The organism is Mesorhizobium sp. B1-1-8 (assembly GCF_006442795.2).
GTDB lineage: Bacteria > Pseudomonadota > Alphaproteobacteria > Rhizobiales > Rhizobiaceae > Mesorhizobium.
The window spans coordinates 3,251,034-3,264,453 of sequence record NZ_CP083956.1 but is presented as its reverse complement, the minus strand read 5'-3'; the positions used below and the strand labels follow the sequence as shown (position 1 = coordinate 3,264,453).

Below are 13,420 nucleotides of genomic sequence, written 5' to 3'. Positions count from 1 at the left end.
GGAAGACGAAAATATTCATGCTTCTGGTAGGCAAGAAGCGTAACAGCCGCAAGACGCCGACTGTAGGCTAAAAACTCATTCGGCTAAAGCACTAGGCGCGTCGGCGCCTAAAGCACCAGCCGCATCAGCGGGCGGCCGGGCTTGCGTTCCACAAGCCTTTCGAAGCCCGCTTTCTCGAACACCCGCGACGATCCGACGAACAGGCCGATCGAGCGCGAATCGCGCGACAGATCGATCGGGCATGCCTCGAGCAGCCTTGCACCATTGTCGCGGGCAAAGGCGATGCCGCCCTCGACGAGGCGGTGGGTGATGCCCCTGCCACGCGCCTTGACGCGGATGAAGAAGCACGAGATCGCCCAGACGCCCGGGTCGCCGGCATCGGCCGGATCGACCGGTGCCGAGCCCCTGCCATGGTTGTTCCACTCGGGCACGTCGGCGCGCGGACCGATCTGCATCCAGCCGACCGCCTTGCCGTCCTCGAACGCCAGAAGCCCCGGCGGCGGGCCGGCTTCGATGCGCGCCTTGATGTGATCCCTGTTGCGCTCCCTGTCGCTCGCCCGGCGCTCCGCCGGCGTCAGCCGGAAATGCGTGCACCAGCAGCCGTAGCAGGCGCCCTGCTTACCGAAAAGATCTTCGAAATCCACCCAAAGCTCCGGCGCCAGCGGCGCTATGGTCGTACCCATGACTTCTCCCCAGGCTAGCCTTGTTGCTTGGGCTGCACTGTCGTACCATTGCGTTTGTTCTCTTTATGTTCGCAGCGATGGCGGCTCCTGTCAACAATCCCGAACACGGTTTTTGCCGCGACTGCCTGGGTTTCCAGCGCGCAGAGATGCGCCGCTGCGAGCGCTGCGGCAGCCCGCGGCTTGCCCGCCACCCGGAACTCTACCGGCTGCATCTTGCCCATATCGACTGCGATGCCTTCTACGCGGCGATCGAAAAGCGCGACAATCCGGCGCTGAAGGACCGGCCGGTGATCGTCGGTGGCGGCCGGCGCGGCGTCGTCTCCACCGCTTGCTACATCGCCCGCATCCACGGCGTGCGCTCGGCCATGCCGATGTTCAAGGCGCTGGAGCTCTGCCCGGAAGCGGCGGTCATCCCGCCCGACATGGAAAAATACGTCCGCGTCGGCCGCGAAGTGCGCGCGCTGATGCAGGCGCTGACGCCGCTGGTCGAGCCGCTGTCGATCGACGAGGCGTTTCTCGACCTCGCGGGCACCGAGCGCCTGCATGGCATGCCACCGGCGCTGGTGCTGGCGCGCTTCGCGCTGACGGTGGAAAGGGAAATCGGCATCACCGTTTCGGCCGGCCTCTCCTACTGCAAGTTCCTGGCCAAGGTGGCGTCGGACTTCCGCAAGCCGCGCGGCCTGTCGGTGATCGGCGAGGCGGAAGCGCCGGCTTTCCTCGCAGCCCAACCGGTGACGCTGATCTGGGGCGTCGGCAGGGCTCTGGCCGCCACGCTGGAGCGCGACGGCATCCGCTTGATCGCCCAGCTGCAACGCATGGAGCGTGGCGAACTGATGCGCCGCTACGGTGTGATGGGCGACCGGCTCTACCGGCTCTCGCGCGGTGAAGACGACCGCCGCGTCGATCCGGGCGGCGACGCGAAGAGCGTGTCGGCAGAGACCACTTTCGATACCGACATCGCCTCGTTGGCGGAACTGGTACCGGTGCTGCGCGGCCTGTCGGAAAAAGTCTCGGCGCGGCTGAAGAAATCGGGCATCGCCGGACGCACTGTCGTGCTGAAGCTCAAGACACAGGATTTCAAGCTGCGCACCCGCAATCGCCAGCTTGGCGACCCCACCCGTCTTGCCGACAGGATCTTCGAGACCGGGCTCGACCTGTTGCGCCGCGAAACTGACGGCACCAGGTTCCGGCTGCTCGGCATCGGCGTCAGCGATCTCTCCGACGACGGCAAGGCCGATCCGCCCGATCTGGTCGACGTCCAGTCGCGCAAGCGCGCGCTTGCCGAAGGCGCGATCGACACGCTGCGCGGCAAGTTCGGCAGGAAGGCCGTCGAGACAGGCTATACGTTCGGCAAAGGCCGCAGCGCCAATCCGCCAGAGCCGCAGGAGGAATGACTCCAGCCTGAAATATCATTGATATATCAGCTGCGTTTAAGATCGATCTGACTCGTGACAACCATTTTGCCGGTTTTCGGATCCATGTCGGTCACCGTCATTCGCATCTCATCCGGACCGGTCTTTTCGACGGTAAGCTCGGCGTCGCGGTCGCCGTTGACGATTTTCGCCCAGTGAATGCCGAGATTGATGGCGTTGCCGTAGCGGCTACCGCTGAGGCCCGCGGGGCCGCTTCGCGAGCCGACGTAGGTGCCGGTATAGCTCGTCCCGTCGGTTTTCAGGTCGGCGCGGATCTCGCGTGTCATGATCAGCATGGCGCGGCAGGTGCCGTCCAGCGACAGCGAATCCGTCGTCGCGTCCGAGGTGAACGTGCAGGAGATGTTCATCACCGGAGAATTGGTCCTGATTCTGACCGTTCCGTTGCCGGCAAATTTTCCCTGCAGCGAGCGCAGGAAACCTGCTTCGTCGGCATGCGCCGCGGTCGCGCTGAGCAGAAAGGCGGCGACCAGCGAAGCTGCGGCTGATTTCATGAAAATCCCCTCTCGCCATCGCGAGGTTGCAGCTTCCCCGCGGGGGAAAGGCTGAAAGCGTGGACTCAACGAGCGCCCCTGTCGGCAGGTTCCGCCTTCCGCATGACTGTTTTTTGACACGGGTTCGCTGGCCCAGTCGAATGCTTCCGCTAACGATTGCGGCGAGGCAGCCGACTTGCGACACAGCGCCCATGGCGCCTTCACCCTCGATCCCCAAAGCCGCGTTCTGGATGGCGCTGTCGATCGCCTCGTTCCTGGCAATGTCGGTCGCCGGCCGCGCCACCACGACCGAGCTCAACGTCTTCCAGGTGCTGGAACTGCGCTCGGTGATCGGCTTCTTCATCCTGCTGCCGCTGGTGATGATGAGCGGCGGCTTCGCGGCGATGCGCACCAAACGCCCGCTTGCCCATATCGCCCGCAATGTCATCCATTATTCCGGCCAGGCGGCGTGGCTCTACGCGCTGACACTGATCCCGCTTGCGGAGCTGATCTCGGTCGAATTCACGACGCCGATCTGGACTGCCATTCTGGCGGTCAGCTTTCTCGGCGAGAGGCTCTCCCGGCCAAAGCTCGCCGCAATCGTGCTCGGGCTGATCGGCGTGGTGATCATCGTCCGCCCCGGCGCCGGCTCGGTCAACCCGGGTCACCTTTTTGTGCTCGGCGCGGCGGTCTGCTTTGGCATATCGATTGTTCTGATCAAGTCGCTGACGCGCACCGACAGCGTCGTGCGCATCATCTTCTGGATGCTGATTATCCAGTCGGCGATCGGCCTCGTCCCGGCACTTTACGAATGGCGCAATCCGCCGCTCGACCTATGGCCGTGGATCGTGCTTATCGCCTTTTCCGGCATGTCGTCGCATTTCTGCATGGCCCGCGCACTCGCCTATGCCGACGCCACCATCATCTCGCCGATGGATTTTTTGCGCGTCCCGCTGTCGGCGCTGATCGGCTGGCTGCTCTACCACGAGCAGATCGACGCCTTCACCGCCGGCGGCGCCATGCTCATCCTGATGGGCAATCTGCTCAATCTGCAGCGCAGGGCGCCGCAGGCGGAAGCGGAAGCCGCCGTTTCCTGATCTACACCAGTTCCACTTCCACCACGCCCGGCACCGCGCGCATGGCCGAGGCGACCTGCGGCGAGATGCGATAGCGGTTGGGCAGCTCGATCTCGACCTCGCCCTGGCCGGCTTCCTTGATCAGCACGAAGCTCACCTGCCCTTCGCCCTTCACGACAAGCTGGCTGGCCAGCGTGCCGATCGGCGCGGCATCGCGCAGGAAGATGCGCAACGCCTTCTGGATGCGGCTTGCTTCGTCCTCCAGCGACTGCACCGTCTGGATGCGCAGGTTGACGCCTTCCGGCCTGTCCTCGGCCGAAACCGTGATCACCACGGAGCGGCCGGGCTCGAGCATGTCGCGATATTGCGCCAGGCCCTCGGAAAACAGCACCGCCTCATATTGTCCCGTCGTGTCGGAAAACTGCACGACGCCCATCTTGTTGCCGGTGCGCGTCTTGCGCTCCTGCTTGGTGGTGACGGTGCCGGCCAGCCGGCCGGCGGCGGCGCCGCGTTTGACCGCGGCCGAGAATTCCGCCCAGTTCTGCACCCGCATCTTCTCGAGTGCGGCCTTGTATTCGTCGAGCGGATGCGCCGAGAGGTAGAAGCCGACCACCTGGAATTCACGATGCAGCTTGTCAGCCGCGAGCCACGGTTCGGCCGCCGGCAGATTGAGCGCCTGCGACTGGCTCCCAAGCGAAGCGCCGAAAATGTCGGCCTGGCCGGAGATGGCGTTCTGCTGCGCCAGCGATGCCAGCCCCATCATCCGTTCGACGCCGGCCATCATGGCGGCGCGGTCGTGCCCGAAGCAGTCCAGCGCGCCGGCCATGATCAGGCTTTCGAAAACGCGCTTGCCGACGATCTTCGGGTCGACCCGCTCGCAGAAATCGGCAAGGCTGGTGAACGGGCTCTCGCGACGCTTCTCAACGATGTGCTCGACCGCAGCGTCGCCGACGCCCTTGAGCGCGGCAAGCGAATAGAAAATCTTGTTCTCGCCGACCTCGAAAGCGCGAAAACTGGTCATCACCGACGGCGCCACCACCTCTATGCCGAGGCGCAGCGCATCCTGGCGGAAATCGGCCAGTTTGTCGGTGTTGACCATGTCGAGCGTCATCGACGCGGCCAGGAACTCGACCGGGTAATGGGCCTTGAGGTAAGCGGTCTGGTAGGAGACCACCGCATAAGCCGCGGCATGGGACTTGTTGAAGCCGTAGTCGGCGAACTTCGCCAAAAGGTCGAAGATGAAGTCGGCCTGCGGTTTGCTGACGCCGCGCTCGACCGCGCCCGTGACGAAGCGCTCGCGCTGTTTGTCCATCTCGGCGCGGATCTTCTTGCCCATGGCGCGGCGCAAAAGATCGGCTTCGCCGAGCGAATAGCCGGCCAGCTCCTGCGCGATCTGCATCACCTGTTCCTGGTAGACGATGACGCCTTGCGTCTCTTTTACCAGATGGTCGATCTTGGGATGAATCGAGGCCATCTCCTCCTCGCCATGCTTTCTGGCGTTGTAGGTCGGGATGTTCTCCATCGGGCCGGGACGGTAGAGCGCCACCAGCGCGATGATGTCCTCGATGCAGTCCGGCCGCATGCCGATCAGCGCCTTGCGCATGCCGGCGCTTTCCACCTGGAACACGCCGACCACCTCGCCGCGCGACAGCATGGAATAGGTCTCGGGATCGTCGAGCGGGATTGTCGCCAGATCGATGTCGACGCCGCGCCGGCGGATCAGCTTCACCGCCGTCTCCAGCACGGTCAGCGTCTTCAGGCCGAGGAAGTCGAATTTTACGAGTCCCGCCTGCTCGACATATTTCATATTGAACTGGGTGACCGGCATGTCGGAGCGCGGATCGCGGTACATCGGCACCAGTTCCGACAGCGGCCGGTCGCCGATGACGATGCCGGCGGCATGTGTGGAAGCGTGGCGATAGAGGCCTTCGAGCTTCTGCGCCGTATCGAGCAGCGTCTGGACGATCGGCTCCTTCTCCGCCTCCTCGGCAAAGCGTGGCTCGTTGGCGATGGCGTCCGCGAGCTTGACCGGATTGGCCGGATTCTGCGGCACCATCTTCGAAAGCTTGTCGACCTGGCCGTAAGGCATCTGCAGCACACGGCCGACGTCGCGCAGAACCGCGCGGGCTTGCAGCGTGCCGAAGGTGATGATCTGCCCGACCTGGTCGCGGCCGTATTTCTGCTGGACGTAGCGGATGACCTCCTCGCGCCGGTCCTGGCAGAAGTCGATGTCGAAGTCCGGCATCGAGACGCGGTCCGGGTTGAGGAAGCGCTCGAACAGCAGCGAGAAGCGCAGCGGGTCGATGTCGGTGATGGTGGTGGAATAGGCGACCAGCGAGCCGGCGCCCGAACCGCGACCCGGCCCGACCGGAATGCCTTGCGCCTTGGCCCATTTGATGAAGTCGGCAACGATCAGGAAATAGCCGGGGAATTTCATCTTCTCGATGATGCCGAGTTCGAATTCGAGCCGCTCGCGATACTGTTCGACCGTATAGCCTGGCGTTGGGCCATGCGCGGCAAGCCGTGCGTCCAGCCCCTCACGCGCCTGGCGGGCGAGCTCCGCGGCTTCCGCCTTTTCCGCCGCGTCCTTGTCGGCGGTATCGGCTCCGGTGAAGCGCGGCAGGATCGGGCTGCGGTTCTTCGGATAATAGGAGCAGCGCAGCGCGATCTCGACCGTGTTGTCGATCGCTTCCGGCAGGTCGGAAAACAGCCGCGCCATTTCGGCCTGGCCGCGCAGGAAATTGTCCGTGGAGAGCCGCCGGCGATCGTCGGCGGCGACCACCGAACCCTCGGCAATGGCAATCAGCGCATCATGCGCCTCATAGTCCTCGCGCTGCGAGAAGAAGGCCTCGTTGGTGGCGACCAGCGGCAGGTCGTGGCTGTAGGCAAGGTCGACCGTCGACTTCTCGACCATCCGGTCATAGCCCGCCACCCGTTCCAGTTCGACATAGAGCCGGTCGCCGAACAGCGCCTTGAGATGGAGCAGCCGCTGCTCGGCGAGATCGCGCCGGTCGGCCTTCAAGGCGGTGCCGATCGGGCCGCGCGGGCCGCCGGTGAGACAGATCAGCCCGTCGCACTGTCCCTCCAGCATCGCGCTGGTCAGATGCACCGGCTCGCCTGGCGGCGTCTCCAGATAGACCTTGCTGACCAGCCGGACGAGATTGCCGTAGCCGGCTTCGGTGGCGGCGATCAGCACGATCGGCGCCATTTCGGGCCCATGCCGGCGGCGGTCGCGCTGCGCTTCGGTCGCCTCACCGGCGAAAGCAAGGTCGATCTGGCAGCCGATGATCGGCTGGATGCCGTCCTTGACCGCCTTCTGGGCGAATTCGAGCGCGCCGAACAGATTGTTGGTGTCGGTCACCGCGATCGCCGGCGCCTCGTCCTTGACCGCATGGCCGACGATGGCGCCGAGCTGCAGGGCGCCTTCCAGCAGCGAATAGGCCGAATGCACGCGCAGATGGATGAACGGCCGCGCCGGCGCTTCCGGCCGGTTCGTCCTTTCGTTAGCTTCCCGCTTCAGCGGATCGCGTATCATTGCTGTGTCTGCCACCGGCCAGGCCTTTGCTTGTCCTTGAGAATCTCGGCTCGGCCCTAATCTAGTCGTCCGCCGAGCCGCCTGCCAGCGAAACTCAAGCAAACTCCATGATCACCGCGTCCACGGCGAGGCTCTCGCCGGGCTTGGCGTTGAGTTTTGCCACGGTGAGGTCGCGGTCGGCGCGCAGCACGTTTTCCATCTTCATCGCCTCGACCACGGCCAGCGTCTCGCCGGCCTTGACCTCCTGTCCCTCGGCGACGGCGATCGACACGACCAGACCCGGCATCGGGCAGAGAAGCATTTTCGACGTATCCGGCGGCAGTTTCTCCGGCATCAGCCTTTCGAGCTCGGCGGTGCGCGGCAGCATGGCGCGCGCCGCCACCGACATGCCTTTCCAGGCGATGCGAAGCCCGTTCGGCACCGGCCGGATCTGCGCCGCTATCCTGTTGCCGCCGACCGTGCCTTGCCAGATTGCGTCGCCCGGCCGCCAATCGGACGTGACCGTCAAAGGCTTGCCGCCGTCGATCGACAGATCGACCTCTATCGGGATCGAGATCATGCCGTCGACAATGCTGGCGGACAAATAATCCGCGCCGATCTTGGCTACCCAGTCGCGCTTGAGGTGGCCCGAATGCGGCGCCAGTCGGCCGCTCAGCCGGTCGAGCCGGTCGCGGCGCAGCAATTCGATCGTGGTGGCGATCGCGGCAAATACCGCCCTTTCCTCGGGATTGGGTTCGACCGGCGCGAAGCCGTGCGGATATTCCTCCGCGATGAAGCCGGTCGACAGCCGCCCCTCGCGCCAGCGCGGATGCTGCATCAGCGCCGCCAGGAACGGGATGTTGTGCTCGATGCCGTCGACGATAAAGCTGTCGAGCGCTTCCGACATGGCATCGATGGCCGCCAGCCTGGTCGGCGCCCAGGTGCACAGCTTTGCCACCATCGGATCGTAGAACATCGAGATATCGGAGCCCTCGGTGACGCCGGTGTCGTTGCGGATCACAATATCGCCGAAGGTCCCCTCCTGCGGCGGCCGATAGCGGGTCAGCCGGCCGATCGACGGCAGGAAATTGCGATAAGGATCCTCGGCATAAAGCCGGCTTTCCACCGCCCACCCATTGAGCTTCACGCTGCTCTGTCTGATGCCGAGCTTTTCGCCAGCGGCAATGCGGATCATCTGTTCGACCAGATCGATGCCGGTGACAAGTTCCGTCACCGGATGCTCGACCTGCAATCGCGTATTCATTTCAAGGAAATAGAAGTTCTTCCCGGTGTCGACGATGAATTCCACCGTGCCGGCGCTCTGGTAGTCGACGGCCTTGGCCAACGCCACTGCCTGCTCGCCCATCGCCTTGCGGGTCTTGGCGTCGAGAAACGGCGACGGCGCCTCCTCGACCACCTTCTGGTTGCGGCGCTGGATCGAGCATTCGCGCTCGCCGAGATAGAGCGCGTTGCCATGCGCGTCGGCCAGCACCTGGATCTCGATGTGGCGCGGTTCGACGACGAACTTCTCGATGAAGACGCGGTCGTCGCCGAACGAGCTCCTGGCCTCGGAGCGCGCCCGCTCAAAGCCGTCGCGCACTTCCGATTTGCTCCAGGCGATGCGCATGCCCTTGCCGCCGCCGCCGGCCGAAGCCTTGATTATCACCGGATAGCCGATCTCGCCGGCTATTCTTTCGGCATGGTCGGCATCCTCGATGACGCCGAGCCAGCCGGGCACGGTCGACACTTTGGCGGCGTTGGCGAACTTCTTCGATTCGATCTTGTCGCCCATCGCCTTGATGGCTTTCGGCTTCGGTCCGATGAAGACGATGCCCTGCTTTTCCAGCGCCTCGCAGAAGGAGGCGCGCTCCGACAGGAAGCCGTAGCCGGGGTGCACCGCTTCCGCCCCGGTTTGTTTGCAGGCGGCGATAATATTGTCCGCCACGAGATAGCTCTGCGCGGCCGACGACGGGCCGATATGCACCGCCTCGTCGGCCATCTCGACATGCACGGCGTCGCGATCGGCATCCGAATAGACCGCGACGGTGGCGATGCCCATCTTGCGCGCCGTCTTGATGACACGGCAGGCAATCTCGCCGCGATTGGCGATCAGGATCTTCTTGAACATTCGGATGTCGTCCTCCGGCGAAGCGGCCCAGTTCTATGGACAATCCCGCTATGTCTCAAGTGGCCGGGCCCGCTCGCGTCCGCCCGGCCCAAATTGCGACTGCCGCGGCGAAAAACGTCGCAAGGGAAGTTGGCCGATTTCAAAGAACTCGATAAGGTGACGACAGGTCCACAAAAGACGGCAGGCATTGCCTCGCCGGGCAGGCCTTGCGCCTGCCGTAACCTGATACATACGGATTGCCCTGGGAGGAATTGCCTGATGAAAACGCGTGCCGCAGTCGCCGTTGGAGCCGGAAAGCCGCTGGAGATCATGGAGGTCGACCTCGAGGGCCCGCGCGAGGGCGAGGTGCTGGTCGAGGTGAAGGCGACCGGCATCTGCCACACCGACGAGTTCACGCTGTCGGGCGCCGATCCGGAAGGCCTGTTCCCGGCCATCCTCGGCCATGAGGGCGCCGGCGTCGTCGTCGATGTCGGCAAGGGCGTCACCTCGGTCAGGAAGGGCGACCATGTCATTCCGCTCTATACGCCCGAATGCCGGCAGTGCCCTTCGTGCCTGTCGAGGAAGACCAACCTGTGCACCGCCATCCGCGCCACGCAAGGGCAAGGCCTGATGCCGGACGGCACCTCGCGCTTTTCGGTCGGCGGCGAAAAGCTTTTTCATTACATGGGCTGCTCGACTTTCTCCAATTTCACCGTGCTGCCGGAGATCGCGGTGGCCAAGGTCAATCCCGACGCGCCCTTCGACAAGATCTGCTATATCGGTTGCGGGGTGACCACCGGCATCGGTGCGGTCATCAACACGGCCAAGGTCGAGCAGGGCGCCACGGCGGTGGTCTTCGGCCTTGGCGGCATCGGCTTGAACGTCATCCAGGGGCTTCGTCTTGCCGGCGCCGACATGATCATCGGCGTCGATGTCAACAACGACAAGAAGGCCTGGGGCGAGAAGTTCGGCATGACGCATTTCGTCAATCCGAAGGAGATCGACGGCGATATCGTGCCTTACCTGGTCAACATGACCAAGCGCGGCGCCGACCAGATCGGCGGCGCCGACTACACCTTCGACTGCACCGGCAACACCAAGGTGATGCGCCAGGCGCTGGAGGCCTCGCATCGAGGCTGGGGCAAGTCGGTCATCATCGGTGTCGCCGGCGCCGGCCAGGAGATTTCGACCAGGCCGTTCCAGCTGGTCACCGGCCGCACCTGGATGGGCACCGCCTTCGGCGGCGCGCGCGGCCGCACCGATGTGCCGCGGATCGTCGACTGGTACATGGACAAGAAAATCGAGATCGACCCGATGATCACCCACACACTGAAGCTGGAGGACATCAACAAGGGCTTTGACCTCATGCACGAGGGCAAGTCGATCCGAAGTGTCGTGGTTTACTGAAGACAACCACATGTCGCCGGCCAGCCAGCCTGCGACCGCTGTGGTCAAACATGGCCTGTAACTGAAACAAGGGAGGAGAGAAAATGGCTGAAAAACTGCATCCGAAGATCGACAACGGCCTGCCGAAGGAAAGAGCGGACTTTGCCGGCGGCACGCTGGTCTGCCTCTGCACCAGCAATCCGGTGAAGGTGAAGGTCAAGGGCCAGATCGCCCATAACCATGCCTGCGGCTGCACCAAGTGCTGGAAGCCGGAAGGCGCCATCTTCTCGGTCGTGGCTGTCGCCGGCACGGGCGACGTCACCGTCACCGAGAACGGCGACAAGCTGAAGGTGGTCGACCCGGCGGCGCTGATCCAGCGCCATGCCTGCACCGGCTGCGGCGTCCACATGCACGGCCCGGTCGAACGCGACCATCCCTTCAAGGGCCTGTCCTTCATCCACCCCGAGCGCTTCGAGGAGGACGGCTGGTCGCCGCCGGGCTTCACCGCCTTTGTCTCCTCGATCATCGAATCGGGTGTCGACCCGAGCCGCATGGACGGCATCCGCGGCCAGCTGAAGTCGATCGGGCTCGAACCCTATGACTGCCTCAACCCCGGCCTGATGGATTACATCGCCACCTGGACTGCGAAGAGGTCCGGGGCGCTTCCGGCCTGACGGCGTCACGGACAGGCCAGAACGGCCTTGTGTGAAATGCCTCATGGAATCAGGCCACGGGCCATCGAAAGATGATCGCTCGTGGCCTGACAGCGGGAGAGCAGGTGAGGCGGATGCAGGCGCTTTTGATCGCGGCGGCAGTGCTCGTCATCGGGCTGGCGCTGGCCTATGGCATCAAACGGTTTTCGCTCGGCGACAGCGTGACGCTGATTGCCTTGTTGATCATCCCGCTGCTGGCCTACGGTGTCGTGTCGGGACAGATCACCGAATTCACTGCGCCGGGCGGATGGGGCGCGAAATTTCGCGCCGAGGCTCGCAAGACGATCGAACCCTTGCCGATCCTGAAGGCTGATCTGGTCCCCAAGGGCGGCGAGGATGAGCTTCAAGCGCTGCTCAAGAAACTGGTGCCCGGCAACCCGATCGCTTTGACCTTGCAGCTCGGACGCGGTGGTTACTATCAAGCGCAGATCATCGTGGAATACATTACCGCCTTGTCGCGGATCGATCCGGAAATGACTGTCATTGTCGTCGATCAGGACGGCAAATATGTAAGCTCCGCCAAGGGCAGCGCCGTGCTGTCCCTGTTGCAGGATGCAGCGCAAACGCAACCGTTTATGAGCGCGATCGGCGGCTCGTCGCCAACAGAAATAACAAAGATCGGCGGCTTCTCCGACAAATCCATCTTCGATAAGGCGAGCAACGTGGAAGCCCTGAAGAAAATGCAGTCCGAAAACGTCTCGCGCCTGGTCGCGGTGACCGTGGCCGGGCTGCCGGAGGGCATCGTCCTGCGCGACACCATCGTGACCCGGCTGCTTGTCGAACTCGCGCCCGACGACCAATAGCGGGAGACACCGATCGACATTCCATTGATCTACGTCGACGCCGACGCCTGCCCGGTCAAGGCAGAGGTCGAGAAGGTCGCGGAGCGTCATGGCCTCGTCGTCACCTATGTCTCCAATGGCGGCCTGCGACCGTCGCGCGATCCGATGATCCGCAATGTCGTGGTGTCGAAAAGTGCCGACGCCGCCGACGACTGGATCGTCGAGAACGTCAAGCCTAACGACATCGTGATCACGGCTGACATCCCGCTGGCCGCGCGTACGGTGGCGATTGGCGCGCATGTGCTGGGGCCCACCGGTCGCCCCTTCACGCCGGAAACCATCGGCATGGCGGTGGCGATGCGCGACCTGAAACAGCATCTGCGCGAGACCGGCGAAAGCCGCGGCTTCAACGCCGCCTTCACACCGCAGGACCGCTCGCGCTTTCTCGGCCAGCTCGACCGTATCTTGCGGAGGGCGCTCAAATCCGCCACACCGGGCTGATCCGAGATCTTTCGGAAGCTGGCCCATGGTCGAAGACACATCCGCCAAGACGCCGATGCATCGGCACGTGCAGTTTGCCTTAGCCGCGGCGATCGGCATCGTCGCGCTGCTGCTCGCACTGCTGTTGCGCGCGCCGCTCCCCTACTCCATCGGCGCCAATGTGTTCTTCGCCGCCTATATCGCTCTTGTGCTTATCCAGATGCCGAAGCTCACCGGCCGCTATCTCAGCAAGAACGCCCGCGCCACCGACCTGCCGGTGTTGCTGATCTTCGCCGTCACGCTCTTCGTCGTCGGTGCTGCCATCATCTCGCTGTTTCTGCTCATCAATCGAAAGGATGGCGTGCATCCTTTGCAGCTCGGCTTCGCCATGCTGTCGATCCCGCTCGGCTGGTTCACCATCCATGCCATGGCGGCGTTGCATTACGCGCATGTCTACTGGAAGGACGGCGATGAGATCGATGTCGGCACCAGGAAGAAGATGCCTGTCGGCGGCCTCGACTTTCCCGGCAACAAACGGCCGGAAGGCTGGGATTTCCTTTATTTCGCGACGGTCATCGGCATGACCGCCCAGACGGCCGACACCGCCATCACGACCTCGCAAATGCGCCTTGTCGTGCTTGTGCATTCGATCCTGACCTTCTTCTTCAACGCGGTGATCCTCGCCGCGGCGGTCAATCTCGCGGTCAGCCTGGGCGCCCCGTAATAAATTCGTGATCGCACGAAACATCGCCTTGCGCGGTGACGTATTGGAGAGA

General features: G+C 63.8%; 11 protein-coding genes. 7 read left to right on the top strand and 4 right to left on the bottom strand.

Going from position 1 to position 13,420, the window contains the following annotated elements; genetic code table 11:
- Positions 1 to 107: 107 nt before the first annotated feature.
- A complete protein-coding gene (locus FJ974_RS15770) occupies positions 108 to 683 on the bottom strand; it encodes a GNAT family N-acetyltransferase (RefSeq protein WP_140532843.1) in 576 nt (191 codons plus the stop codon).
- A gap of 65 nt (positions 684 to 748) precedes the next feature.
- Between FJ974_RS15770 and FJ974_RS15765 the strand changes: the two genes are divergently transcribed.
- Positions 749 to 2,077, top strand: coding sequence for a DNA polymerase IV (locus tag FJ974_RS15765; protein ID WP_140532842.1), 1,329 nt, complete (start codon positions 749 to 751; stop codon positions 2,075 to 2,077).
- Positions 2,078 to 2,103: 26 nt separating this feature from the next.
- Here FJ974_RS15765 and FJ974_RS15760 read toward each other — a convergent pair whose 3' ends face one another.
- Positions 2,104 to 2,811, bottom strand: a complete 708-nt coding sequence (locus FJ974_RS15760; RefSeq protein WP_319023037.1) for a hypothetical protein — start codon at positions 2,809 to 2,811, stop codon at positions 2,104 to 2,106.
- Here FJ974_RS15760 and FJ974_RS15755 point away from each other — a divergent pair.
- Positions 2,799 to 3,683: a DMT family transporter gene (locus FJ974_RS15755; protein WP_140532841.1), complete on the top strand. Its 885-nt coding sequence runs from the start codon at positions 2,799 to 2,801 to the stop codon at positions 3,681 to 3,683. The genes FJ974_RS15760 and FJ974_RS15755 overlap by 13 nt on opposite strands.
- A gap of 1 nt (position 3,684) precedes the next feature.
- Here FJ974_RS15755 and dnaE read toward each other — a convergent pair whose 3' ends face one another.
- Positions 3,685 to 7,197: a DNA polymerase III subunit alpha gene (gene dnaE, locus FJ974_RS15750; protein WP_181177086.1), complete on the bottom strand. Its 3,513-nt coding sequence runs from the start codon at positions 7,195 to 7,197 to the stop codon at positions 3,685 to 3,687.
- A 94-nt stretch (positions 7,198 to 7,291) separates the two neighbouring features.
- Positions 7,292 to 9,304 (bottom strand): acetyl/propionyl/methylcrotonyl-CoA carboxylase subunit alpha, encoded by a 2,013-nt coding sequence (locus tag FJ974_RS15745; protein WP_140532839.1) that lies wholly within the window; start codon positions 9,302 to 9,304, stop codon positions 7,292 to 7,294.
- 258 nt (positions 9,305 to 9,562) lie between these two features.
- On the opposite strand from FJ974_RS15745, the gene FJ974_RS15740 reads away from it, so the two are divergent.
- The 5 genes from FJ974_RS15740 (at position 9,563) to FJ974_RS15720 (ending at position 13,368) form a co-directional block, all read left to right on the top strand.
- Positions 9,563 to 10,690 carry an S-(hydroxymethyl)glutathione dehydrogenase/class III alcohol dehydrogenase gene (locus tag FJ974_RS15740; protein WP_140532838.1) on the top strand — a complete coding sequence of 376 codons (1,128 nt, stop codon included), beginning with the start codon at positions 9,563 to 9,565 and terminating at the stop codon, positions 10,688 to 10,690.
- 83 nt (positions 10,691 to 10,773) lie between these two features.
- Entirely contained in the window at positions 10,774 to 11,343 is a 570-nt protein-coding gene (gfa, locus tag FJ974_RS15735) for an S-(hydroxymethyl)glutathione synthase (protein ID WP_140532837.1), read from the top strand.
- A gap of 113 nt (positions 11,344 to 11,456) precedes the next feature.
- Positions 11,457 to 12,185 (top strand): hypothetical protein, encoded by a 729-nt coding sequence (locus FJ974_RS15730; RefSeq protein WP_140532836.1) that lies wholly within the window; start codon positions 11,457 to 11,459, stop codon positions 12,183 to 12,185.
- A 12-nt stretch (positions 12,186 to 12,197) separates the two neighbouring features.
- Entirely contained in the window at positions 12,198 to 12,665 is a 468-nt protein-coding gene (locus FJ974_RS15725) for a YaiI/YqxD family protein (RefSeq protein WP_140532835.1), read from the top strand.
- A 25-nt stretch (positions 12,666 to 12,690) separates the two neighbouring features.
- Positions 12,691 to 13,368, top strand: coding sequence for a DUF1345 domain-containing protein (locus tag FJ974_RS15720; RefSeq protein ID WP_140532834.1), 678 nt, complete (start codon positions 12,691 to 12,693; stop codon positions 13,366 to 13,368).
- Positions 13,369 to 13,420 lie beyond the last annotated feature (52 nt).